Genomic DNA, 23,344 nt, shown 5'->3' with positions numbered 1-23,344 from the left:
ATGCATTACCCAACCGTTTTATTCGACCTCGATGGCACCCTGACCGACCCGCGCGAGGGCATCACACGTTCGATCCAGTTTGCCCTGAGCAAACTGGGCATCGATGAGCCTGACCTGACCAAGCTGGAACACTTCATCGGCCCGCCGTTGTTGCAGGCGTTCATGCAGTTTTACGACTTCGATGAGCCCAAGGCCTGGGAGGCGGTGAGTTTTTATCGCGAACGTTTCAAGGTCACCGGCCTCTACGAGAACCGCGTGTTCGACGGCGTCACCCCGCTGCTGGAAACCTTGGGTGGGCAAGGGCGTCAGTTATACATCGCGACGTCCAAGCCATGGGTCTTTGCCCGGGAAATCGCCCGGCACTTTGATTTCGCGAAGCACTTCAAGGTGATCTACGGCAGTGAGCTGGATGGCACGCGGACGAATAAGGTCGAGTTAATTGCGCATTTGATGGCTGAAGAGGGGCTGGATCCTGCCAATACCCTGATGATTGGCGATCGTAAGCATGACCTGATCGGTGCGCGCAGTAATGGGCTGGACTCGGCGGCTGTGGGGTATGGGTTTGGTAGCCACGAAGAGTTGAGTGCAGAAGCACCGACTTATCACTTTGAAACGCTGGATGAGATGCATCGGGCGTTTTTGCAGCGCTAGTTGGATCGCCATCGCGAGCAAGCTCGCGATGAGGCCGCTCAGCCAGCAAAAGCTCCAGATTCTGCCAACGCCTTCAACGCCGCCTTCCGCTCCCCAACCGGCAACACCCCTAGCTTCTCGACCGCCGCATAGAACCTCACCCAATCTCCACCCTCGTGCCGAAACAACGCCGCAAACCCCGGCACCCATTGGTCATACAACCCAAACGGCACCAGCCGGGCATTGTTCATCGGCGCATTAACCCAGGCGTCATAGCGTCTGTCCCCCGCCCATTGGCTGTCACGTAACTGCCGGTATTCGCTGCGCAGTCGCTCGAACTCAGCGGCCTTGCGTTGGCGCATCTGATCCACAGGCAAGGGCAGGGCGTAAAGCGTTTCAAGGCGCGTGCGAGTCTCCAGCACCAATCGGGTGAATTGATCCCGGCGCCGCACCTGGGCGCCGTTGTCCGGTGGCAGGCCTCGGGATGCGCGCCATTGGCGCGTGCCTTCCTGCTCGACAAAGCTGGCGAAAGACTCGTTGAACTCGGTGTCATCCTTCACATAAACACGTTGATGCGCCAGCTCATGGAAAATCAGGGTCGCCAGCCGCTCGTCGCCCCAGCCCATCATTGAGCTGATGATCGGATCGTTGAACCAGCCAAGCGTCGAGTACGCCTCGACACCCCCAATCGAAACGTCCATACCTTGCAGGCGCTGCACGGCGGCCTCGCCTCGGGCGGCGCTCTGGCTGTAGTAGCCGCGATAGGCGACGCAGCCGGCGATCGGGAAGCAATGGTTTTGCGGCTTCAGGGAAAATTCCGGGGTGACGAAGACATTCCAGACCACGAACGGACGGCCTATATCGGCGTACAGGCGATAGCTTTGATTGTCCGGCAGGTGCAGATGCTCACTGGCGAATGTCCGGGCTTTTTGCGATTGGGCCAGGTGCGCACGAAGTTTCTGATCGCGGGATGGATCGGCAATCACCTCGGCAACCGGCTCACGGGCCCGCAGCAATTGCAGCTGGCCACTGGCCAATTGGCCGTAATAGCTGACGCTGGCACAACCGTTGAGCAACAAAAGCAACACACCCGGAAACAAAACGCGCAAAACGCGATCAAGTAACCCAAGGCTTGGAAACGGCCTGATCAAAATAAAATCATCCCTGGAAAGTCTGCCCGCAAGACTATCCCGCCTGACTGGAGCTGCGCTATGCACAAGTTGATGCTGACGGGGGGCCTGTTGTTGCTGACGGGCTGTGCTGGATTCGGATTCCCTCACCACGATCCGGCGCAAGCGTGGATTGACCTGGAATCAAAACAGCAAGACACGGCACTGCAAGCAGTGGAAGTCGATGACAAAGCCTCCGACGACAAGCGCTATTTCCAGGTGCAGCCCGGTAGTCATGAGCTGACGGTGCGCTACCAGTTCGCGGTTCAGCCGACCAACATCGGTCCTGACGCCGAGCCGTTGTGGCGTGACTGCCAGCTGAATGTGAAATTCAGCGACTTCAACGCTGGTGAACGCTATCAGCTGCAAGCGGGGAACATCGGTTTTCGGCCGTGGGCAAAACTCTATAACCAACAGCGAAAAGTGATTGGCCAAGGCACACCGGCAGGCTGCCAACACACCTGATCAGCGTTATGCTGAATGTCCGAATCAGTGGGACATTCATCATGCGCAGGTTGATGCTGTTGCTCGCCGCCAGTGTGATTGCTGGCTGTCAGAGCCCATTGCCGGCGGTTAATCCGCAGATGGCCTGGGTCGACTTTTCTACGCCATTCCCGAACGACAAGTTGTTGATGGCCGAGCGACTGGATAAACAGCGGTTGAACGACGGGCGTTTTTTCCAGGTTACGCCCGGCAGCCACGTCTTGCTCGTTCGATTCGACTTTGAAATCCCCGGTGGTGGCGGGTTGGGGGTCATGGACGGTCCAACGGAACGGCTGTGCTACCTGACCATCAAGTACGATCATTTCGAAGCCGGTCAGCGTTATGTGCTGGTCGGCCAGTCGATCGTGTTTACGCCTGGTGCCCGGTTGTACAACGCCAAGCGCGAGATCGTCGCTGAAGACAGTGAGTCCTATTGCCTGATGTGAGGCGAATCAGCGGTCATTTTTTTGATAGATGATGGCTTTGGTACCGTTGTCACACGTGCCGACAATCATCGCAATGTCGTGCTTCTCGGCTTCTTCCTTCGAGACAATTTCCAGCGTGTAGGAGGGCACGGCGTTTGCCTGAATCTTGATTTCGATCTCGTTCTTGAGTTCTTCACACGATTTCGGCGCTGCAAAGGCCGATGTAGCCAGTGCGCAACAGATAACCGTCAAGGCAAAACGTTTCATGGTTGAAGCTCCTTTGAAGCAGTGCGCAGGGTAATGCGCTTTCACTGCTGTCATTTATTCGACCACATTTTCGCGGGTCAGGTTTTGTCCGAGCGCAAAAAAAGACCGCAACCTGCTTGAGGCTGCGATCTTTTATCCGAGACTGCGGCTCAGCTGAGCAGCGTCGCATCCAGACTGATTTTCGCATTCAACACTTTGGAAACCGGGCAGCCTTCTTTGGCTTTATTGCTCAGTTCCTCAAATTGCGCCTGAGTCGCCCCAGGGATTTTCGCCTTTAGGATCAACTTCACGGCGGTGATCGCAAAACCGCCGTCCACCTGATCCAGGGTGACTTCGGCGTTGGTGTCGATGCTGTCAGCCTTGAGACCGGCATCGCCCAGAATCATTGAAAACGCCATCGAGAAACAGCCCGCGTGTGCGGCACCGATCAACTCTTCCGGATTGGTGCCCTTGCCGCCTTCGAAGCGCGCCTTGAAGCCGTAAGGCGCTTCTCTGAGCACGCCGGTTTCAGTGGAGATCGAGCCGATGCCGGTTTTCAGGTCACCTTCCCAATGAGCCGATGCTTTCTTCGTAATAGCCATATCTGCCTCCTCAAGTTCCCGGCACGAGCGTCGCGCCTTCGTGGTTTTCGGTTGCTAAGGGTTCTGAGGATAGTCGGCGGTGCAAAGTTCACCCGATCGGGTTAATTCCTACCGTTTACGTAGGTTTTTTTGCCTTGGCTATTGAAACTCGGGTATATGCCCTTATTGATGAAACACGCTTATGGATTCGGCAGGTTTTCGTTTACGAGAAAAAACCTGCGACCTCAATTGGAGTAGCAGGTTTATGAAACGACTGTCCGACATCAAGTTCTCGACCCTTGATCTGGTGCCCGTGCGTGAAAACGGCAGCGCGGCCCAGTCGCTGCGCAACTCCCTGGACCTGGCGCAACACGTCGAAAAATTCGGCTACAACCGCTTCTGGGTCGCCGAACACCACAACATGGACGGCATCGCCAGCTCGGCGACGTCGGTGTTGCTGGGTTATCTGGCGGGTGGCACGTCGACCATTCGGGTCGGTTCGGGTGGCGTAATGCTGCCTAACCACGCGCCGTTGGTGATCGCCGAGCAGTTCGGCACTCTGGAAAGTCTGTATCCGGGGCGTATTGACCTGGGCCTGGGCCGCGCGCCCGGTTCCGATCAAATGACTGCCCGCGCGCTGCGCCGCGAACGTTCCGGCAGCGCCGACGATTTCCCGGAAGACGTGGCCGAACTGATGCGTTACCTCGGCCCGCGCACCCCGGACCAGCGGATCATCGCCATGCCCGGCACCGGCACCAATGTCCCGGTCTGGCTGCTGGGCTCCAGTCTGTTCAGTGCACAACTGGCCGGCGAGCGCGGGTTGCCCTACGCCTTCGCCTCCCATTTCGCACCGCGTTTCATGCATGAGGCGATTCGCGTCTACCGCAATCACTTCAAGCCTTCAGCGGTATTGGATAAACCCTACGTGATGCTCGGCGTGCCACTGGTGGCGGCGGATACCGATGAGCAGGCCGATTACCTGGCGACGTCGGTTTATCAGCGGATTCTCGCGTTGATGCGTGGACAGAGTCTGGTGCAACGTCCGCCGGTGAAAACCATGGACGGGTTGTGGTTGCCGCATGAGCGCGAAGCGGTCAGTGATTTCCTCGGATTGGCCATGGTGGGCAGCCCGCAGAAAATCCGCGCCAAGCTGGATGTGCTGGTTGAGCAGACCCAAGCCGACGAGCTGATTTTTACCTGCGATCTGTATGAGCACGCCGACCGTGTCCACTCCTATGAACTGCTGGCACAGGTCATGAAGGGCTGAGATTAAAGCGCCCATAAAAAAGCCGACGCAGTGCGTCGGCTTTTTCATTTAAAGCGCAATCAGGTTACTTCTTGTAGACGATGACCTTGGTGCCCGCTTCGCATTTGCCGACAATTTTCCCGCCGGCAGCGGCACCTTTATCGACGATTTCCAGCGAGTAACCGGCAACGCCCTTGGCATCCAGCTTCGCAGCGATTTCGGCTTTCAGCTCTTCGCACGATTTGCCGCCCGCAAACGCAGTACCCGCAAGGCTCAACAAACCAACTGCCAACATAAATTTCTTCATCGGTCGCATTCCCTGGTCGGATCAATAGGGGCATCCAGCGATTCGCCGGATACACACATGTAGCGCTTTGCCATTCCCTATGGCACTCGGCCAGCGCGCAAGTTCAGAAGACTAGCTCAAACTCAGCTGCTGGCAATCCGGAACCCGACTTTGAGCGTCACCTGAAAGTGCGCCGCCTTGCCGTCTTTGATGTGCCCGCGGGTTTCGGTCACTTCAAACCATTCCATGTACTTGAGGCTTTTGCTGGCTTCGGCCAGTGCGTTATTGATGGCGTCTTCAATGCTGCTGGTGGACGAGCCGACCAGTTCGACTTTTTTGTAGGTGTGATGGTCAGTCATGGCGTTCTCCTCAGGGTGTGAATTACAGCCTAGCAGTGATTTTTCGTCTTACTGGCGTCGGCCAATCTGAAAGGGACGTGCAGATTTACTGCACTTTCTCCAACCCCTGAAGTCCCAACCAACACACGCCACTCAATCAATGCAGGAGAGCCACCATGGCCAACACTTCATTACGTAAAGCCTCATTGCAAAGCATGGAAGCCGAAATCGAGAGTCTGCTGAAATCGTTGGAAAGCCTGAAGGACGATGCGTCGGACGAGTCGCGTAGAACCCTCAAAACCCTGAAAGCCAACGCCGAAAGCGCGCTGAAACATTCCCGTCATCTGCTCAGCGATGCGTACGAAGACGTCAAAGTCAAAACCCGTGAAACCGGGATCGCCACTCGGGACTACGCCCAGGAACACCCTTGGACGACGGCCGGTGTTGCCGTGGGTGCGTTGGGTCTTCTAGCGGCCTACCTGCTGTGCAAACGCGGGAATTAATCCGCTCGGTGCAGTTCGTTCTTGAGCCACTGCGCCAGTTGCCGAGCCCGCCCGTCCGCGGCGCGCTTGGGTAGCCACAATGCCAGTTGCGCCGGGGTTTCACTGAAGCCCCATGGCGCAACCAGGCGACCGGCCTTCACGTCCTCGGCCACCAGTGGCTCCGGCGCAATCGCCACTCCAAGTCCGGCCACAGCGGCTTCCAGCAAGTAATACAAATGCTCAAATCCCTGACCGTACTTCAACGCCTTGGCGTCGAGGCCGCTTTGCTGCGCCCAACTCGGCCACGCTTGGGGTCGTGAGGTGGTGTGAAGCAACGGTTCGTTCAGCAGCGCTGTGGCCGGCGCGCCTTGCAACCTTTCGTAGCCGGCGAATCGCGGGCTCATGACCGGGCCGATCCGCTCACTGGTCAATTCATAGACCTGCATGTCCGCGGGCCATGGCGGCTCCGCAAACACCAGCAATGCATCAAGCCCCGGCCGACGTGGATCGAGATCGCCTTCGCCGGCGGACAGGTGCAGGCGCAGATCTGGCAGGTCTGCATTCAGCCGTCCCAGGCGTGGAATAAACCAGCGTGCGAGCAAACTTCCCGAGCAGCCGAGCACGAAGGGCGCATCGGCGGTGCTTCGCGTCAGCTCCGCACACACCGTGCGTAACCGCTCGAACGCTTCGCCGCTGGCGTCGCGCAATCGAATGCCGGCATCTGTGAGTTTAAGGCCGCGACCGTCCTTGACGAACAGGCTGACCCCGAGGTGTTCTTCGAGCACCTTGAGCTGGCGGCTGACCGCGCCATGGGTGACGTGCAGCTGTTCGGCGGCCTGACTGACGCTGTTCAGACGAGCAGTGGCTTCAAAGGCGCGAAGGGCGTTCAGCGGGGGAAGGTCGTGGCTCATGTGATCTGTGAGTTTTCCTGACAGGTTGCGGCGATCTTATCGGTTTTCAGGTCGGGGCGTCAGGGGTAGAGTTAAGTCCATTGTCATCTCACGCATTCACTGGAGCGACCCATGACCCAGACTAATCTGCGCACCGGCCCCGACGCCAACGGCCTGTTTGGCGCGTTCGGTGGCCGCTACGTCGCCGAAACCCTGATGCCGTTGGTCCTTGACCTGGCCCGCGAATACGAAGCGGCCAAGGAAGATCCGGCATTCAAAGAAGAATTGGCCTACTTCCAGCGTGATTATGTCGGACGTCCAAGCCCTCTTTACTATGCCGAACGCCTGACCGAGTTCTGCGGCGGCGCGAAGATTTACCTCAAGCGCGAAGAGCTGAACCACACTGGCGCGCACAAGATCAACAACTGCATCGGCCAGATCCTGCTGGCGCGGCGCATGGGCAAGAAACGCATCATCGCTGAAACTGGTGCAGGCATGCACGGCGTGGCCACTGCCACCGTGGCCGCGCGTTTTGGCCTGGATTGCGTGATCTACATGGGCACCACCGACATCGAACGTCAGCAAGCCAACGTGTTCCGCATGAAGCTGTTGGGCGCCGAAGTGATCCCGGTAGTATCCGGCACCGGTACGTTGAAAGACGCGATGAACGAAGCCCTGCGTGACTGGGTGACCAACGTCGACAACACCTTCTACCTGATCGGCACCGTGGCCGGTCCGCACCCTTATCCGGCGATGGTTCGCGACTTCCAGGCCGTGATCGGCAAGGAAACCCGTGAACAGCTGCAAGCCCAGGAAGGCCGTCTGCCGGACAGCCTGGTGGCGTGCATCGGCGGCGGTTCCAACGCCATGGGCCTGTTTCACCCGTTCCTTGACGACAAGAGCGTCGAGATCATTGGTGTTGAAGCCGCCGGTTACGGCATCGAAACCGGCAAGCACGCGGCCAGCCTGAATGGCGGCGTACCGGGCGTGCTGCACGGCAACCGTACTTTCCTGTTGCAGGACGACGATGGTCAGATCATCGACGCCCACTCGATTTCCGCCGGCCTCGACTACCCGGGTATCGGCCCGGAACATGCGTGGTTGCATGACATCGGCCGCGTTCAGTACACCTCGGTGACCGACGACGAAGCCCTCGATGCGTTCCACAAATGCTGCCGCCTGGAAGGGATCATTCCTGCACTGGAAAGCGCCCACGCCTTGGCCGAAGTGTTCAAACGCGCACCGACCCTGCCGAAAGATCACCTGATGGTGGTCAACCTGTCCGGCCGTGGCGACAAAGACATGCAAACCGTGATGCACCATATGGAACAATCGACGCAGGAGAAACACTGATGAGCCGCCTGCAAACGCGCTTTGCCGAACTCAAGGAACAGAACCGCGCCGCCCTCGTGACCTTCGTCACCGCCGGCGACCCGAGCTATGACACTTCCCTGGCGATCCTTAAAGGCTTACCCGCGGCGGGCGCTGATGTGATCGAGTTGGGCATGCCCTTCACCGATCCGATGGCCGATGGCCCGGCGATTCAGCTGGCCAACATCCGCGCCTTGGGCGCCAAGCAGAACCTGGCGAAAACCCTGCAAATGGTTCGCGAGTTCCGTGAAGGCAATACCGAGACGCCGCTGGTGTTGATGGGTTACTTCAACCCGATCCACATGTATGGCGTGCCGCGTTTCATTGCCGACGCCAAAGAGGCCGGCGTTGATGGTCTGATCGTGGTCGACTTGCCGCCGGAACATAACGGCGAGTTGTGCGACCCGGCTCAGGCTGCGGGCCTGGACTTCATTCGTCTGACCACGCCGACCACCGATGACGTGCGCCTGCCGACCGTTCTGAACGGCAGCTCCGGCTTTGTTTACTACGTGTCGGTGGCGGGTGTGACCGGCGCGGGCGCGGCGACGCTGGAACACGTTGAAGAGGCGGTTGCCCGTCTGCGTCGCCACACTGATTTGCCGATCAGCATCGGTTTCGGCATTCGGACTCCAGAGCAAGCCGCGTCCATTGCGCGTCTGGCGGACGGTGTTGTGGTGGGCTCGGCATTAATCGATCACATCGCCAATGCTTCAACGCCTGATCAGGCGATTGATGGCGTGTTGAGCCTTTGCGCGGCGCTGGCAGAAGGCGTGCGTAAGGCTCGCGTCAGCTGAAGGTAAAGTTCCTGATACAGAGGAATTAGCGCCACGCGGCACAGACTAAACAGCAAGACCGAGGGCTTCAGGACTACGTTCTGAAGCCCTTTTTGCTGTAGGTGCCGTGAGGAAAGACCCGATGAAAATGCCGAAACGTCTGATTGCCAGCCTGGGCGTGCTGATGCTGAGCGCGACCCCGTTGCTGCACGCGAACGCCGATCAGCGCGACAATCACGACCACGGCGGCCCGCAACAGGGTCAGTACGATAACCATGGCGACAATCATGGTGATGATCACCGCGATCATCAGGACAACCATCGCGGTGGCCCTCCGCCGCGCGACTTCGGTCCGGTGCGTCAGACGATCCACGAACACCACGAGTATTTCGTGCGCGGTGCGCCGCCACCTCCAGGCATTCATCTGGAGCGCGGCCGGCCATTGCCTCACGGCTATTACGGTGAGCGTCTGGACAATCGAGCGCTGGGTCGCCTGCCGTATTACCCGGGGTACGAATGGCGCCGGGCAGGGGGCGACATTGTGCTGATCGCCGTTGGCACCGGGATTGTGTACGAAGTTCTGGAAGGGGTGCTTTGATCTAACGTGCAAAAAAAGGGCTTCGCGGATTTTCCACGAAGCCCTTTTTCTTATGGCAGTTCCAACCCGCCGGCTGCTTTGTGCAGCTTGCGTAGATGTTCGCCAACCTGCTTCAGGTTGGCTTCATTGGCGGCCATTTCCGCTGCACGATCCGGTTCGAGCAGTGCGCGCACTTCCTTGTCCAGATCGCCCGTCAGCGTCAGTAATTGCTTTTGGCGCAGGCTGCTTTCCGATTCCAGGCGTTGCCATTCACTCGGTTGGGGCAACCCGTAACCGCCGCTGCCAAGCAGTTCAGCCGGGCGACTGAGGTAGCCGCTATTGGCGAGGAGCTGTTGCAAGGTCGCATTGGCCTTGTCCATGCCGCCGTTTTCCAGATTTCGCGCGCCGAGGTAGCGTTGCTTCACTTCGTCCTGGGCCAGCAGCAATTGTTGGCGGAAGGCAGCTTGTTCCAGCAACAGCAATGCCGCGCTGGTGCGCAGGTCCGCCTGCTCGAACCATTGCCGGCGCTCGACCGCTTTCAATGCCAGCCAGTCCTCGACTTTGTCCTGCTTGATCGGCAAGCGCTTTTTCAGGACGTCAAACATGGCTTGATAGCGGTCACGGAAGGAGTCGAAGCGATAGCCCAGTCGTAGCGCTTCGCGTGGATCGTCCAGCACGCTGGTGTCGGCCAGCCCTCGGCCTTTCAGCACCGCCAGCAAGCCGTTGGGCATGATGTTATCGAGCCCGACCAGTTTTGGGTTGTTGGTGCCGCCTCGCAGCAGTTTCAGCTCTTCCACCGCGCAATTGTTGGAGAGGAAGAAGTAGTTGCCGTCGTAACTCCAGTGCATCTCGGCGGCACGTTCCACCACATCTTCGATCTCGTTGCGCGACAGGTTCAGCGGCACCGAAGCCAGGCTGCGCAGTTCGGTCTTGGTGTACTCGTCGATAACCTGGGCGAGCGGCAGGACAAACAGGCGCGACGGGTATTTGCCGACCAGTCCGTCCCAACTCGAGAGCTGCACATCACCAACGAAGGCGCGGTAGGACAAGACCAGATGCTGGTCCAGATCGAGACGGCAGTCGGGGCCTCGTGGTCGTCCCGGCGCACAGATCACCAGCCGCAACATGCTGTGACCCCAGCGACTGACCCAGTTCTGATTGGCTTCGGCCAGCAAGTAGTCGACGGCATAGACCCGTTCCGGATCAACCTGCCCGAGGGGTGTTTTGGCAAAGTCATTGCCGGCGTTGAGGAAGGCGAAGGTTTTGGCGCAGGTGTCTTTCGCCGCCGGCGCCCAGCCGAAGTGTTCCTGGTAGTAGCGGTACAGCGCCGGACGACGGCAGGCGTAGCTCGGGTCGAGGAGGAAATACTCCATGTTGACCGCAACGAACTCTTTGGGGCTGTCCGTTTCGTAAATGTCCGGGCTGCGCGCTATCTGCCGGTTGTGCTGTTCACGTTCACCGCGACGGCCGACGTATTGTTGCCAGCCAGCGAGGTCGAGCAGGCGCGGATCGTCGCTGAGGGTGAAGCGCCGATCATTCTGGCCACGGCACTGATCGGGAATTCCCACCAGTCCGGCGCTGTTGCTACGTCGGGTGCAGTGTTGAATCAGTTTGCGCTCGGCATCTGGCCAAAGGCGCGAACGGTCATAGATGTGAGTCAGTTCGTGCAGCACCGTGGCGAGCATTTCGCGGCGGACGGTGCCGTGGGGGCGATTGGTTTTGCGGGTCGCGGCGCTGCCGTCGGTGAGGCTGGCGAGCAGGTTGCGATTCAAGTCGAGTTCGGACACCAGCGTCGCCTGGCCGTAGGCGTTGCTCGGCATGTCGTCGGTCCAGCCGACATCGATACGCCGGTCCAGTTGCTCGATGAACCGTGGCGGCAGCGCCTGCATGGCTTCATCGAGCAATGCCTGGCTGGCTTGCTGTTGTGCGGGGCTGAGGCCTTCAGTCTTGAGCTGTAATTGCAGGCTGGCGTGGGCCGTGCTGCCGATTAGCATCATGACCCCGGCCAGCAGCCAGGCGGCTGACGGCCTCACAGTGCGAGGATGGCTTCGGCGAGTACCTGGTCACTGGCATCCCGGGCTTCCGGCACGCGAATGCGTAGGGTATTGAAGGCCGCTTCGAGGTGCGCGCCGCGGATATCGCCATCGCTGGCGACGAAACTGGCGGCGTCATCGTGGGCTTCGCGAATGATCTTCGAGTCACGGATGGAGGTGGTGGTGTCCGAGGTGAAATCAAGCGTGCGCTGAGTGGCACGAATGAGCATGTTACTGGTGGCAACCAGGGTATGGGCCTGGGCCACGTCAGCCAACAACAGCAGGCCAAGGGTGGCGGCAATCAGCGGGTTACGCATGGAACAACTCCGGAGAAACAAGGATAACTATTGGACGAGAATTGCTTGTGCCAGTTCAAGGTCGCTTGCATGAAGTTTTGGCCGGGAATGGCGCAGGTAAATCAGGGCCGATTCCAGCTGTGCTCCGCGCAATTGGCCGTCACTGGCGATGAAGGCCGCGGCATCATCGTGCGCGGCGAGCAGCAGTTTACGGTCGAAGGGCGCGGAGGTCACCAGACTGGAGCCATAACCACTGGCGACAGTGCCTTGTGTAGAAAGATTGAAGGCATCGAAAGCGTGTGCCAAGCCCGACCAGCAGGCCACAAGCAATAGGGGTGTGAACAGCAACCTTGAATGAAAATGCATGAGACTCGTTAGCTGAAAGCGAGTCCCAAGGCTAGCGCAACACCCGGGCTAGAGCCAGCGCCGAAACATAGGGACACGTTGGGCGTGTCCCGCGTCAGGAGTGTCGCTTAGATGGTCAGGATGGCTTGTGCCAGTTGTGCATCGGATGCGTTCAGCTGTGGCGACTGGTGGCGAATGTAATCGAGTGCACTTTCCAGTTTTACGCCACGGATGGCGCCTTCGCTGGCGACGAAGCTGGCGGCATCATCGCGAGCTTCACGCACAATCTTGTTGTCCTTGAACGAAGATGAAACGACGTCGGTGGTTGCATCGGATGTGGCCTTTAACGCTCTGACGACAGAGTCAGTGGTCACGATAAAGCTGGAGGCGTGAGCATTGGCAGCCACGGCAAGCAGGGCTGCGACACTGAGAAAGCGAAGACGGGACATGGTGTAACTCCTTTGTAAAACCGATTGAGAGGTGGCGAGGTATCTGCGGGATCAGACGTCTGTCCTACAGCGCTCGCCACGTTCTGATCGAATATTAGGCGCTTTTATCCATTCAAACAGCCCCGTCTGTACTGGCAGAACATTAGCGCCAGAACGGTTTATCCAGTTCGTTGAGGCGGTCGGCGTGGCTGATGCCCAGGTCAGACAATTGCTGCGCGTCGAGTCGCCCCAACAAGCGCCGGGTTCTGGCCCGTTCCAGGCAACGGGAGAGCGCTGTCCACGCATGTTGAAGTGTGGTGAAACGAGGTTTCGATTGCGGCGCAAGAGCGGAAACATCTTGTAAGTTATTCATGGCGCGATCCTTGTGCTTGGAATGAGATTCCATGGTGATCCCCTCTGTTCTTGCGAAACAGGCACACCGCGCTGAAATTGTACTTGTACAATGTCAGTTATTAACTAACTGTACTGGTTTTATAGAGCTCTCTTTGTTTTTCGGATTTCACGGACCCAAAACGACAAAGCCCGTCGTGGTTTCCCACGACGGGCTTTGTTTTTTCAATCTGGGATGCTGGCAGTGGACCCGATGGGTCAGGGCCAGCGACGCTAAGTTAGCGCCAGAACGGCTTGCTCAGCTCTTCGTAGCGTTGTGCTTCGCTAATCCCGGCGTCAGCCAGCAGACGCGAATCCAGGCGAGCCAGTTGGTGGCGGCTGGAGATGCGGCGCTGCCACAGCATCAGGTTGGCGATAACGCGCAGAGGCATGGAAGCCTGGGTTTTTGCAGCAGTGTCTTCGAAGAACAGGTCGGAACTGAGTGTACGTTCCATGATTGACATCCTTCCGCTTGTGGCGGGATTAGGTAGTGGTTTAACTGGTGCCCATGATCCTCTCGTTTGCCTAGTCTCTGTAGATACAGTTCACCTGTATTGTGAGGGACCAGTTAACTGTTAATAGTGGGTGTACTGGTCGAAATTGAGGCAACTGTACCTGTCCGCACCGATATCGTGCATTTTTGCTCGTTTGGTCTGAAAAGGTAGGTATTTACGGTAGGAAATGACCAGTACAGCAGTACAGTTTTAAACAGATTTTTCGTTGGCAACGGCAGGCTGACGAAATTGTGTTTGCGTCAGCCTCCATCTGTACCAATTACGCCCTGAGCATGCGCCCGGTTTCTTCCAGGTTGATGTGCCAGCTCAGTGCGTCACGCAGGATATGTGGCGTATGCCCGCCAATCGCGCAAGCGGCGGTGAAGTAGTCGTCCAGGGCCTGGCGATAGTCCGGGTGCACGCAGTTGTCGATGATGACTCGCGCCCGTTCCCGGGGTGCCAGTCCACGCAAGTCGGCGAGGCCGATCTCGGTAACGAGGATGTCGACGTCATGTTCCGTGTGGTCAACGTGGCTGACCATCGGCACGACACTGGAGATCGCGCCGCCCTTGGCGATCGATTTGGTGACGAAGACGGACAAATGCGCATTGCGCGCGAAGTCGCCCGAGCCGCCAATGCCGTTCATCATCCGTGTGCCGCAGACGTGGGTGGAGTTGACGTTGCCGTACAGGTCGAACTCCAGCGCCGTGTTGACGCCGATGATACCCAGTCGGCGCACGACTTCAGGGTGGTTGGAGATTTCCTGTGGGCGCAGGACCAGTTTGTCCTTGTAGCGCTCGAGGTTGCCAAACACGTCAGCGTTGCGACGACTCGACAAGGTAATCGAGCTGCCGGATGCGAAGCTCAGTTTGCCGGCGTCGATCAGGTCGAAGGTCGAATCCTGCAGCACCTCGGAGTACATGGTCAGGTCTTCGAACGGCGAATCAATCAGGCCGCACATCACCGAGTTGGCAATGGTGCCGATGCCGGCCTGCAGCGGGCCGAGCTTGGTGGTCATGCGCCCGGCGGCCACCTCTTGCTTGAAGAAGTTGATCAGGTGGTCCGCGATGGCTTGGGTATCGGCGTCGGGTGGCAATACGGTGGACGGCGAGTCCGGCTGATTGGTGATCACGATCGCGACGATTTTCTCCGGCGGGATCGGGATGGCGGTGCTGCCAATACGGTCATCAACTTTCACCAGCGGAATCGGCGTGCGGGTCGGGCGATAAGTCGGGATATAGATGTCGTGCAGGCCTTCGAGATTCGGGTTGTGCGCCATGTTGATCTCGACGATCACGTGTTTGGCGAAAATCGCGAAGCTGGCTGAGTTGCCAACCGACGTGGTCGGCACGATATGGCCGTGCTCGGTGATTGCCACCGCTTCAATCACCGCGATGTCCGGCAGCTTGAGTTGCTGGTTGCGCAGTTGCTCCACGGTTTCCGAGAGGTGCTGGTCGATGAACATCACCTCGCCCGCATTAATAGCCTTGCGCAGGGTGCTGTCGACCTGGAACGGCATGCGTCGCGACAGTACGCCGGCTTCGGTGAGCTGTTTATCGAGGTCGTTGCCCAGGCTGGCGCCGGTCATCAGGGTGATTTTCAGCGGCGAGACCTTGGCGCGCTCGGCCAATGCCTGGGGGACGGCTTTGGCTTCGCCGGCGCGGGTGAAGCCACTCATGCCGACGGTCATGCCGTCTTCAATCAGAGCAGCGGCGTCGGCGGCGCTCATCACTTTATCCAACAAGGAAGGCAGGCGAATACGGTCACGGTACATGGATTGTTATCTCGGGCAACGGGAAGCAGGATGCGCAGTCTAGTGAATTACACCGGCTCCTGTCCCGCTACCAAGGTCGCAAACGAGGCGTCTATTTCGGGCCTTTTGAGCAAAACACCATTACCGGATCGGTAACAAAAGCGTAGTTTTGTTGGACGATTTGCGCAAACAAAAACGCCCCGACGAGTCGGGGCGTTCTGTGTGCCGATGAGGGTTACTCGACGGCTTTGACCATGTCTTCGATGACTTTCTTGGCGTCGCCAAAAACCATCATGGTCTTGTCCAGGTAAAACAGTTCGTTGTCCAGACCGGCATAGCCGCTGGCCATCGAGCGCTTGTTGACGATGATGGTCTTGGCCTTGAACGCTTCCAGGATCGGCATGCCGGCAATCGGCGATTTCGGATCGTTCTTCGCGGCCGGGTTGACCACGTCGTTGGCGCCCAGCACCAGCACCACGTCGGCCTGACCGAACTCGGAGTTGATGTCTTCCATCTCGAACACCTGGTCGTAAGGCACTTCGGCCTCGGCCAGCAATACGTTCATGTGGCCAGGCATCCGACCGGCAACCGGGTGGATCGCGTACTTCACGGTCACGCCACGATGGGTCAGCTTCTCGGTCAGTTCTTTCAGCGCGTGTTGCGCCCGTGCCACCGCCAGGCCGTAGCCGGGAACGATGATCACGGTGTCGGCGTTGGTCAGCAGGAACGTCGCGTCGTCAGCCGAGCCGGATTTCACCGGGCGGGCTTCCTTGGCGCCGGCCGGACCCGCATCGGCTGTGTTGCCGAAGCCGCCAAGCAGCACATTAAAGAACGAACGGTTCATCGCCTTGCACATGATGTACGAGAGGATCGCACCGCTGGAGCCCACCAGCGAACCGGCGATGATCAGCATCGAGTTGTTCAGCGAGAAGCCGATACCCGCCGCCGCCCAGCCGGAGTAGCTGTTGAGCATCGACACGACGACCGGCATGTCCGCGCCGCCAATCGGGATGATGATCAGCACGCCAAGCACGAAGGCCAGGGCCAGCATCAAGGCGAAGGCACTCAGATTGCCCGTCAGCATGAAGGTCACGCCGAGGCCCAGCGTTGCCAGGCCCAACAGCAGGTTCAGCTTGTGCTGGCCGCCGAACTGTACCGGTGCGCCCTGGAACAGGCGGAACTTGTACTTGCCCGACAGCTTGCCGAAAGCGATCACCGAACCGGAGAAGGTGATTGCACCGATGGCTGCGCCGAGGAACAGCTCCAGACGGTTACCCGCCGGAATGGCGTCGCCCAGTTGCTTGACGATGCCCAGGGACTGCGGCTCAACAACCGCAGCAATGGCGATGAACACGGCGGCCATACCAATCATGCTATGCATGAAGGCGACCAGTTCCGGCATCTTGGTCATCTCGACGCGCTTGGCCATGATCGAGCCGGCGGTGCCGCCGACCAGCAGGCCGACGATGACGTAACCGATACCGGCAGTGGCCAGCTCGGCGCCCAGCTTGTAGATGAGGCCAACGGTGGTGAGGATCGCCAACGCCATGCCGAGCATGCCGTACACATTGCCGCGCCGGGACGTGGTTGGGTGCGACAGGCCTTTAAGGGCCTGGATGAAGCAGATCGACGCGATCAAGTAGAGCGTCGTGACAAGGTTCATGCTCATTACTTGGGCGCCTCTTCTTTTACGACTTTCGGGGCTTTTTTCTTGAACATCTCAAGCATCCTGCGGGTTACCAGGAAGCCACCAAACACGTTCACCGCCGCCAGGGCCACCGCGAGGGTCCCCATGGTTTTGCCCAGGGGCGTGACGGTCAGCGCCGCCGCCAGCATGGCGCCGACGATAACGATGGCCGAGATGGCGTTGGTCACGGCCATCAATGGCGTGTGCAGTGCAGGTGTAACGTTCCAGACCACGTGATAACCGACATAAATCGCCAGCACGAAGATGATCAGGTTGTAGATACCGGGGGAGATAAGCTCTTCCATCGTCTGAATCCCTGCTTAGGCGTTTTTGCGGATGACTTGGCCGTCGCGGCACATCAGGCACGCGGCGACGATATCGTCTTCGAGGTTCACTTCGAACTGGCCGTCTTTGTTGAAGACCAGCTTCAGGAAGTCCAGCAGGTTGCGTGCATACAGCGCCGAAGCGTCTGCCGCCACTGCACCGGCCAGATTGGTCGGGCCGCAAATGGTCACGCCATTCTCGACTACGACCTGATCCGCCACGGTCAGTGGGCAGTTGCCGCCCTGAGCCGCCGCGAGGTCGATGACCACTGAGCCCGGCTTCATCTGCGCCACGGTTTCCGCGCTCAACAGCGTCGGGGCCTTGCGGCCGGGAATCAGTGCGGTGGTGATGACGATGTCAGCCTGCTTGGCGCGTTCATGCACGGCCAGGGCCTGACGTTGCATCCAACTGGCGGGCATTGGCCGCGCGTAACCGCCGACACCGACGGCGCATTCGCGCTCTTCATCGGTTTCGTACGGCACGTCGACGAACTTCGCACCCAGGGATTCGATTTGTTCCTTCACCGCCGGACGTACGTCCGAGGCCTCGATCACCGCGCCCAGACGCTTGGCAGTCGCAATCGCCTGCAAGCCGGCCACGCCCGCGCCGAGAATCAGCACGCGCGCCGCTTTCACGGTGCCCGCAGCGGTCATCAGCATCGGCATGAAGCGCGGATAGTGATGAGCGGCCAACAACACGGCTTTATAGCCGGCGATGTTCGCTTGCGAGGACAGCACATCCAGGCTCTGCGCACGGGAGGTGCGTGGCGCGGCCTCCAGGGCGAAGGCGGTGATGCCGCGGTCGGCCAGCTTGGCGATGGTTTCATTGCTGAACGGATTGAGCATGCCCACGACAACGGTGCCGCTTTTAATCTGCGCCAGTTCGCTGTCGCTGGGAGCGACCACCTTGAGAATCAGCTCGGCACCAAACGCATCGTTGGCGCTGCCAATCGTTGCGCCTGCCGCTTCATAAGCACTGTCGACAACGCTGGCATTAATGCCGGCGCTGCTTTGCACAGTGACTTTATGACCCTGGCCGATCAGCTTCTTGATGGTTTCCGGGGTTGCAGCAACCCGTGTTTCACCCGTCTGGGTTTCGAGAGGAACACCAATGTGCACGTCAAATCTCCTGCGTGATCTTATTGAGTAAACCCAGGCACTTCGGATGGTGCGGCTGGGGCGGCCGATCAGCACGATCCCGCCGAATCAGGGCGGGGCGCGGCATTTTGCAGGCGAACTTTGTGCCCTTCAAGGGATTATGACGGGTGACGGAAAATTAACTACAAGTCACCCCGTGACCGAATGTCGCAACTAACTGGCTCAAGCCCTTGCAGGCCGTGACTTGTAAGGGACTTTGTTGAAAATTGACAAATTACATATCTTTACTGTGAATAAGGCGTCATTGCCCGCCGATAGCGGCGCAAAGCCACGTCATCAGGCGCTTGTGGGACGTTTGTGCTGCTTGTCCACACAGTCTGTGTATATGCGACATATAGTTATATCTGTAGGGCTTTTATTATGCTGACTACGGGGTCAGCTAATTGGCTGAACCCTTTAACCCTCTAGGTTGTAGCTGTGCGCCTGATTGAGCAGCCAGTCGCGAAATGCCTTTAAGGACGCCGATTCCACCTTTCGCTCGGGAATCATCAGGTAATAAGCCTTGATGCTCGACAGTGCCTGCGGGTTGGCAATCACCAGGCGCTTCTCGGCCAATTCACGCTGAATCAGGAACGGTGGAATCAGCGCGATGCCCATGTCATGCATGGCCGCTTGGGCAAGCATGGAGAATAGCTCGTAGCGCGGTCCTGTCATGTCCCGTGGGATATTGAGGTGCTGCGAGTTGAACCACTGACGCCATGCATAAGGGCGGGTGGTCTGCTGCAGAAGGGGGAGTTCGGCGATCTCAGCGGATGTCAGATTTGTCTTCTTGCCCAATAGGGCAGGGCTGCACACTGGCATCGGATTTTCGCCCATCAACCTGTGGGATTCGGTACCGGACCAGTCGGCGTCACCGAAGTAGATCGCTGCGTCGAAGTCAGTGTCGGCAAACAGAAAGGGCCGGGTACGGTTTGTAAGGTTAACCGTCACTTCTGGATGCTTCTGCTGGAAGTCCTTGAGTCGTGGCAGCAGCCACTGGGTGCCAAAGGTCGGAACCACTGCCAGTTCGATCACGTTGGCGCCCTGTTGCCCCATCACCGACAACGTGTCCCGCTCCACCGCATCGAGTTGCGTGGCGACGCGACGGCTGTAGGAAAGTCCGGCTTCTGTCAGCTTCACACCACGCCGCGAGCGTCGGAACAGTTCGACGCCAAGGAATTCCTCCAGGCTGGCAATCTGTCGGCAAATGGCACCCTGGGTCAGCGAAAGCTCCTGGGCAGCCTTGGTGAAGCTTTCGTGGCGTGCAGCCGCTTCAAAACTGATCAGGGCCGTTGTGCTGGGGATTTTCCTGCGCATGTACGTCAACCTCACTAATCCATCGCATAAAGGCTATTTTGCGATGTTACGGAGTGAGAAATTAGCACAACAGTATGCAAAATCCTCGTTTGCCGTAACGCCGAACCCGGCCTAGGATCAGTCCACGCAATTTGACCCGATTCGAGAGGACACACTCATGGGCGGTAAAGCTAGCTTCAACTGGATCGATCCTCTGCTGCTGGATCAACAGCTCACTGAAGAAGAACGCATGATTCGCGACACTGCCGAGCAATTCGCTCAGCAGAAGCTCGCACCGCGCGTTCTCGAAGCTTTCCGTCATGAGAAGACTGATCCGGCGATCTTCCGTGAAATGGGCGAAGTCGGCCTGTTGGGCGCGACCATCCCTGAGCAGTACGGCGGCAGCGGCCTCAATTATGTCAGCTACGGTCTGATCGCTCGTGAAGTCGAGCGAGTCGATTCCGGCTATCGCTCGATGATGAGCGTGCAGTCCTCGCTGGTGATGGTGCCGATCAATGAATTCGGCACTGAAGCCCAGAAGCAGAAGTACCTGCCGAAACTGGCTACCGGTGAATGGATTGGCTGCTTTGGTCTGACCGAGCCTAACCACGGCTCCGACCCGGGCGCGATGATTACTCGTGCACGCAAAGTGGAAGGCGGATACAGCCTGACCGGCAGCAAGATGTGGATCACCAACAGCCCGATCGCTGATGTGTTCGTGGTCTGGGCCAAGGATGACGCCGGCGACATCCGTGGTTTCGTTCTGGAGAAGGGCTGGAAAGGCCTGAGCACTCCGGCGATTCACGGCAAGGTTGGCTTGCGCGCGTCCATCACTGGCGAAATCGTCATGGACAACGTGTTTGTTCCTGAAGAGAACATCTTCCCGGACGTCCGCGGTTTGAAGGGGCCGTTTACCTGCCTCAACTCCGCACGCTATGGCATTTCCTGGGGCGCGCTGGGGGCTGCCGAGTTCTGCTGGCACACCGCTCGCCAATACACCCTGGATCGTCAGCAATTCGGTCGTCCATTGGCTGCCACTCAGTTGATCCAGAAGAAACTCGCTGACATGCAGACCGAAATCACCATGGCGCTGCAAGGCTGCCTGCGTCTGGGGCGTATGAAGGACGAAGGCACTGCGGCGGTCGAGATCACTTCGATGATGAAGCGCAACTCCTGCGGCAAGTCCCTGGACATCGCTCGTATGGCGCGCGACATGCTGGGCGGCAACGGCATCTCCGATGAGTTCGGTGTCGCGCGCCATCTGGTCAACCTGGAAGTGGTGAATACCTATGAAGGTACGCATGACGTCCACGCACTGATTCTCGGTCGCGCGCAAACCGGCATCCAGGCGTTCTATTAATAGGAGAACGTCCATGGGCGCGCTTTCGCATCTGCGGGTACTGGATTTATCGCGGGTACTGGCTGGGCCTTGGTCCGGGCAGATCCTGGCTGACCTTGGCGCTGAGGTGATCAAGGTCGAGCGCCCGGGCAATGGCGATGACACGCGCGCTTGGGGGCCTCCTTTTCTAAAAGACGCCTATGGCGAGAACACCAGCGAGGCCGCCTATTACTTGTCGGCCAATCGTAACAAGCAATCGGTCACCATCGACTTCACGCGTCCGGAAGGTCAGAAGTTGGTGCGTGATTTGGCCGCCAAATCGGACATCCTGATCGAGAACTTCAAGGTCGGTGGGTTGGCGGCTTATGGGCTGGACTATGCGTCGCTTAAAGCCATCAATCCGAATCTGATCTATTGCTCGATTACCGGGTTTGGTCAGACCGGTCCTTACGCCAAGCGTGCCGGTTATGACTTCATGATCCAGGGGCTTGGCGGCCTGATGAGCCTCACGGGGCGGCCGGAAGGGGATGAGGGCGCCGGCCCGGTGAAGGTCGGTGTGGCGCTGACAGACATTTTGACCGGGCTCTATTCGACGGTGGCGATTCTGGCAGCACTTGCGCATCGGGATCACGACGGCGGCGGTCAGCACATCGACATGGCGTTGCTGGATGTTCAGGTCGCCTGTCTGGCTAACCAGGCGATGAACTACCTGACGACGGGCAATGCGCCCAAGCGCTTGGGTAACGCGCACCCGAACATCGTGCCTTATCAGGATTTTCCTACGGCGGACGGCGACTTCATCCTTACCGTTGGGAACGATGGTCAGTTCCGCAAGTTTGCTGAAGTGGCCGGGCAACCGCAGTGGGCGGATGACCCACGCTTTGCGACTAATAAGCTGCGAGTGGCGAACAGGGCTGTGTTGATTCCGCTGATCCGCCAAGCGACAGTCTTTAAGACCACTGCTGAATGGGTCTTACAGCTCGAGCAGGCTGGGGTGCCCTGCGGCCCGATCAATGACCTGGCGCAGATGTTTGCGGATCCTCAGGTCAAGGCGCGTGGGTTGGCGATTGAAATGCCCCATGCGTTGGCAGGGATGGTGCCGCAGGTGGCGAGCCCTATTCGTCTGTCCGAGACCCCGGTGGAATACCGCAATGCTCCTCCATTGCTGGGGGAGCATACGGAGGAGGTTCTGCAGCGAGTGTTGGGTCTCGGGGCTGATGCCGTGGCTGCTTTCAAAGAGGTTGGGGTGCTCTGAGGGCTTCCTCTATATAGAAGGGAGCAGTTTCCCCTTCTATATAGAGAGGAATCGGGTGGTTTTGCACCGTTCGGCAAGTTATTGATGGATAAGCCAAATCATTGCTTGACGGCAGATTCTGGATGTCTATAATTCGCCCCACTTCCGGCGCAGTCGAAACGGAAAACTCCTTGGTAAACAAAGAGTTACGCAGTTTTCGGCAGCAAGCGGCTTCAGGTCATCGAAGCGCGAAAGGAGTTGAAAAAGAGGTGTTGACAGCAGCGTGTAACGCTGTAGAATTCGCCTCCCGCTACCGAGTGATCGGAAGCGCAAGTGGTTGAAGTTGTTAGAGATTTCCAAGCGAAACTTTGAAAACTTCTGAAAATAACCGCTTGACAGCAACAGAGGCTGCTGTAGAATGCGCGCCTCGGTTGAGACGAAAGATCTTAACCAACCGCTCTTTAACAACTGAATCAAGCAATTCGTGTGGGTGCTTGTGGAGTCAGACTGATAGTCAACAAGATTATCAGCATCACAAGTTACTCCGCGAGAAATCAAAGATGTAACCAACGATTGCTGAGCCAAGTTTAGGGTTTCTTAAAAACCCAAAGATGTTTGAACTGAAGAGTTTGATCATGGCTCAGATTGAACGCTGGCGGCAGGCCTAACACATGCAAGTCGAGCGGTAGAGAGAAGCTTGCTTCTCTTGAGAGCGGCGGACGGGTGAGTAATGCCTAGGAATCTGCCTGGTAGTGGGGGATAACGCTCGGAAACGGACGCTAATACCGCATACGTCCTACGGGAGAAAGCAGGGGACCTTCGGGCCTTGCGCTATCAGATGAGCCTAGGTCGGATTAGCTAGTTGGTGAGGTAATGGCTCACCAAGGCGACGATCCGTAACTGGTCTGAGAGGATGATCAGTCACACTGGAACTGAGACACGGTCCAGACTCCTACGGGAGGCAGCAGTGGGGAATATTGGACAATGGGCGAAAGCCTGATCCAGCCATGCCGCGTGTGTGAAGAAGGTCTTCGGATTGTAAAGCACTTTAAGTTGGGAGGAAGGGTTGTAACCTAATACGTTGCAATCTTG

At 58.3% G+C, this 23,344-nt stretch carries 27 protein-coding genes and 1 rRNA gene (1 of these 28 cut by a window edge); 11 read left to right on the top strand and 17 right to left on the bottom strand.

Going from position 1 to position 23,344, the window contains the following annotated elements; translation table 11 throughout:
* Nucleotides 1-651 (top strand): HAD family hydrolase, encoded by a 651-nt coding sequence (locus AB4N43_RS16055; RefSeq protein WP_027926119.1) that lies wholly within the window; start codon nucleotides 1-3, stop codon nucleotides 649-651.
* A 38-nt stretch (nucleotides 652-689) separates the two neighbouring features.
* Here the strand turns inward: AB4N43_RS16055 and AB4N43_RS16050 are convergent, their stop codons facing one another.
* Nucleotides 690-1,781: an aminopeptidase gene (locus AB4N43_RS16050; protein WP_460151694.1), complete on the bottom strand. Its 1,092-nt coding sequence runs from the start codon at nucleotides 1,779-1,781 to the stop codon at nucleotides 690-692.
* Between the two features lie 60 nt (nucleotides 1,782-1,841).
* Here AB4N43_RS16050 and AB4N43_RS16045 point away from each other — a divergent pair, with 60 nt between their 5' ends.
* Nucleotides 1,842-2,264: a PA0061/PA0062 family lipoprotein gene (locus AB4N43_RS16045; protein ID WP_027926117.1), complete on the top strand. Its 423-nt coding sequence runs from the start codon at nucleotides 1,842-1,844 to the stop codon at nucleotides 2,262-2,264.
* 41 nt (nucleotides 2,265-2,305) lie between these two features.
* Nucleotides 2,306-2,728 (top strand): PA0061/PA0062 family lipoprotein, encoded by a 423-nt coding sequence (locus tag AB4N43_RS16040; protein ID WP_059183043.1) that lies wholly within the window; start codon nucleotides 2,306-2,308, stop codon nucleotides 2,726-2,728.
* Nucleotides 2,729-2,734: 6 nt separating this feature from the next.
* Here the strand turns inward: AB4N43_RS16040 and AB4N43_RS16035 are convergent, their stop codons facing one another.
* Nucleotides 2,735-2,974, bottom strand: a complete 240-nt coding sequence (locus AB4N43_RS16035) for a DUF1161 domain-containing protein (RefSeq protein WP_027926115.1) — start codon at nucleotides 2,972-2,974, stop codon at nucleotides 2,735-2,737.
* A 149-nt stretch (nucleotides 2,975-3,123) separates the two neighbouring features.
* Nucleotides 3,124-3,555 carry an OsmC family protein gene (locus tag AB4N43_RS16030; protein WP_027926114.1) on the bottom strand — a complete coding sequence of 144 codons (432 nt, stop codon included), beginning with the start codon at nucleotides 3,553-3,555 and terminating at the stop codon, nucleotides 3,124-3,126.
* 244 nt (nucleotides 3,556-3,799) lie between these two features.
* Between AB4N43_RS16030 and AB4N43_RS16025 the strand changes: the two genes are divergently transcribed.
* Nucleotides 3,800-4,801 carry an LLM class flavin-dependent oxidoreductase gene (locus AB4N43_RS16025; RefSeq protein ID WP_027926113.1) on the top strand — a complete coding sequence of 334 codons (1,002 nt, stop codon included), beginning with the start codon at nucleotides 3,800-3,802 and terminating at the stop codon, nucleotides 4,799-4,801.
* Nucleotides 4,802-4,865: 64 nt separating this feature from the next.
* On the opposite strand, the gene AB4N43_RS16020 is transcribed toward AB4N43_RS16025, so the two are convergent.
* Together AB4N43_RS16020 and AB4N43_RS16015 are read right to left on the bottom strand one after the other, a co-directional pair.
* Nucleotides 4,866-5,087 carry a DUF1161 domain-containing protein gene (locus AB4N43_RS16020; RefSeq protein ID WP_027926112.1) on the bottom strand — a complete coding sequence of 74 codons (222 nt, stop codon included), beginning with the start codon at nucleotides 5,085-5,087 and terminating at the stop codon, nucleotides 4,866-4,868.
* Nucleotides 5,088-5,209: 122 nt separating this feature from the next.
* Nucleotides 5,210-5,425, bottom strand: a complete 216-nt coding sequence (locus AB4N43_RS16015) for a dodecin (RefSeq protein WP_008027736.1) — start codon at nucleotides 5,423-5,425, stop codon at nucleotides 5,210-5,212.
* A 155-nt stretch (nucleotides 5,426-5,580) separates the two neighbouring features.
* Here AB4N43_RS16015 and AB4N43_RS16010 point away from each other — a divergent pair, with 155 nt between their 5' ends.
* Nucleotides 5,581-5,907: an ElaB/YgaM/YqjD family protein gene (locus AB4N43_RS16010; RefSeq protein ID WP_027926111.1), complete on the top strand. Its 327-nt coding sequence runs from the start codon at nucleotides 5,581-5,583 to the stop codon at nucleotides 5,905-5,907.
* Here AB4N43_RS16010 and AB4N43_RS16005 read toward each other — a convergent pair.
* A complete protein-coding gene (locus AB4N43_RS16005; protein WP_027926110.1) occupies nucleotides 5,904-6,797 on the bottom strand; it encodes a LysR family transcriptional regulator in 894 nt (297 codons plus the stop codon). The two genes, AB4N43_RS16010 and AB4N43_RS16005, sit on opposite strands and share 4 nt — an antisense overlap.
* A gap of 111 nt (nucleotides 6,798-6,908) precedes the next feature.
* Here AB4N43_RS16005 and trpB point away from each other — a divergent pair, with 111 nt between their 5' ends.
* From trpB to AB4N43_RS15990, 3 genes are all read left to right on the top strand, one after another.
* Nucleotides 6,909-8,129: a tryptophan synthase subunit beta gene (trpB, locus tag AB4N43_RS16000; protein WP_027926109.1), complete on the top strand. Its 1,221-nt coding sequence runs from the start codon at nucleotides 6,909-6,911 to the stop codon at nucleotides 8,127-8,129.
* Nucleotides 8,129-8,941 carry a tryptophan synthase subunit alpha gene (trpA, locus tag AB4N43_RS15995; protein ID WP_027926108.1) on the top strand — a complete coding sequence of 271 codons (813 nt, stop codon included), beginning with the start codon at nucleotides 8,129-8,131 and terminating at the stop codon, nucleotides 8,939-8,941. The genes trpB and trpA overlap by 1 nt, the downstream gene beginning before the upstream one ends.
* Nucleotides 8,942-9,062: 121 nt before the next feature.
* Nucleotides 9,063-9,518 (top strand): anti-virulence regulator CigR family protein, encoded by a 456-nt coding sequence (locus AB4N43_RS15990; protein ID WP_059181873.1) that lies wholly within the window; start codon nucleotides 9,063-9,065, stop codon nucleotides 9,516-9,518.
* 50 nt (nucleotides 9,519-9,568) lie between these two features.
* On the opposite strand, the gene AB4N43_RS15985 is transcribed toward AB4N43_RS15990, so the two are convergent.
* The 11 genes from AB4N43_RS15985 to AB4N43_RS15935 form a co-directional block, all read right to left on the bottom strand.
* On the bottom strand, nucleotides 9,569-11,530 hold the full coding sequence (locus AB4N43_RS15985; RefSeq protein WP_027926106.1) for a DUF7844 domain-containing protein: 1,962 nt from the start codon (nucleotides 11,528-11,530) through the stop codon (nucleotides 9,569-9,571).
* Entirely contained in the window at nucleotides 11,527-11,847 is a 321-nt protein-coding gene (locus tag AB4N43_RS15980; protein WP_027926105.1) for a DUF2388 domain-containing protein, read from the bottom strand. Before AB4N43_RS15980 ends, AB4N43_RS15985 begins: the two co-directional genes overlap by 4 nt.
* Nucleotides 11,848-11,874: 27 nt before the next feature.
* The gene (locus AB4N43_RS15975) at nucleotides 11,875-12,192 is read right to left on the bottom strand and encodes a DUF2388 domain-containing protein (RefSeq protein ID WP_027926104.1); all 318 of its coding nucleotides are present in this window, start codon (nucleotides 12,190-12,192) and stop codon (nucleotides 11,875-11,877) included.
* Between the two features lie 107 nt (nucleotides 12,193-12,299).
* Nucleotides 12,300-12,620: a DUF2388 domain-containing protein gene (locus AB4N43_RS15970; RefSeq protein ID WP_027926103.1), complete on the bottom strand. Its 321-nt coding sequence runs from the start codon at nucleotides 12,618-12,620 to the stop codon at nucleotides 12,300-12,302.
* A 142-nt stretch (nucleotides 12,621-12,762) separates the two neighbouring features.
* Complete coding sequence (locus AB4N43_RS15965; protein ID WP_027926102.1) at nucleotides 12,763-12,972, bottom strand: DUF1127 domain-containing protein; 210 nt, start codon at nucleotides 12,970-12,972, stop codon at nucleotides 12,763-12,765.
* Between the two features lie 256 nt (nucleotides 12,973-13,228).
* Nucleotides 13,229-13,381 (bottom strand): DUF1127 domain-containing protein, encoded by a 153-nt coding sequence (locus tag AB4N43_RS15960; RefSeq protein ID WP_370694728.1) that lies wholly within the window; start codon nucleotides 13,379-13,381, stop codon nucleotides 13,229-13,231.
* Nucleotides 13,382-13,763: 382 nt separating this feature from the next.
* Nucleotides 13,764-15,257, bottom strand: coding sequence for an acetyl-CoA hydrolase/transferase family protein (locus AB4N43_RS15955; RefSeq protein ID WP_027926101.1), 1,494 nt, complete (start codon nucleotides 15,255-15,257; stop codon nucleotides 13,764-13,766).
* A gap of 214 nt (nucleotides 15,258-15,471) precedes the next feature.
* Nucleotides 15,472-16,905: an NAD(P)(+) transhydrogenase (Re/Si-specific) subunit beta gene (locus tag AB4N43_RS15950; RefSeq protein ID WP_027926100.1), complete on the bottom strand. Its 1,434-nt coding sequence runs from the start codon at nucleotides 16,903-16,905 to the stop codon at nucleotides 15,472-15,474.
* Nucleotides 16,905-17,228 (bottom strand): NAD(P) transhydrogenase subunit alpha part 2, encoded by a 324-nt coding sequence (locus AB4N43_RS15945; protein ID WP_007947884.1) that lies wholly within the window; start codon nucleotides 17,226-17,228, stop codon nucleotides 16,905-16,907. The genes AB4N43_RS15950 and AB4N43_RS15945 overlap by 1 nt, the downstream gene beginning before the upstream one ends.
* Nucleotides 17,229-17,243: 15 nt before the next feature.
* Nucleotides 17,244-18,365, bottom strand: coding sequence for a Re/Si-specific NAD(P)(+) transhydrogenase subunit alpha (locus tag AB4N43_RS15940; protein WP_460151689.1), 1,122 nt, complete (start codon nucleotides 18,363-18,365; stop codon nucleotides 17,244-17,246).
* Between the two features lie 435 nt (nucleotides 18,366-18,800).
* Nucleotides 18,801-19,700, bottom strand: coding sequence for a LysR family transcriptional regulator (locus AB4N43_RS15935; RefSeq protein ID WP_027926098.1), 900 nt, complete (start codon nucleotides 19,698-19,700; stop codon nucleotides 18,801-18,803).
* 157 nt (nucleotides 19,701-19,857) lie between these two features.
* On the opposite strand from AB4N43_RS15935, the gene AB4N43_RS15930 reads away from it, so the two are divergent.
* The 3 genes from AB4N43_RS15930 to AB4N43_RS15920 all read left to right on the top strand — a co-directional run.
* On the top strand, nucleotides 19,858-21,039 hold the full coding sequence (locus AB4N43_RS15930; protein ID WP_027926097.1) for an acyl-CoA dehydrogenase: 1,182 nt from the start codon (nucleotides 19,858-19,860) through the stop codon (nucleotides 21,037-21,039).
* Between the two features lie 13 nt (nucleotides 21,040-21,052).
* On the top strand, nucleotides 21,053-22,273 hold the full coding sequence (locus AB4N43_RS15925; protein WP_460151687.1) for a CaiB/BaiF CoA transferase family protein: 1,221 nt from the start codon (nucleotides 21,053-21,055) through the stop codon (nucleotides 22,271-22,273).
* Nucleotides 22,274-22,869: 596 nt separating this feature from the next.
* A 16S ribosomal RNA gene (locus AB4N43_RS15920) occupies nucleotides 22,870-23,344 on the top strand (it continues 1,062 nt past the right edge of the window).

Source organism: Pseudomonas sp. S2_B07 (assembly GCF_054668435.1).
This window is presented reverse-complemented; position numbering and strand designations above follow the sequence as displayed.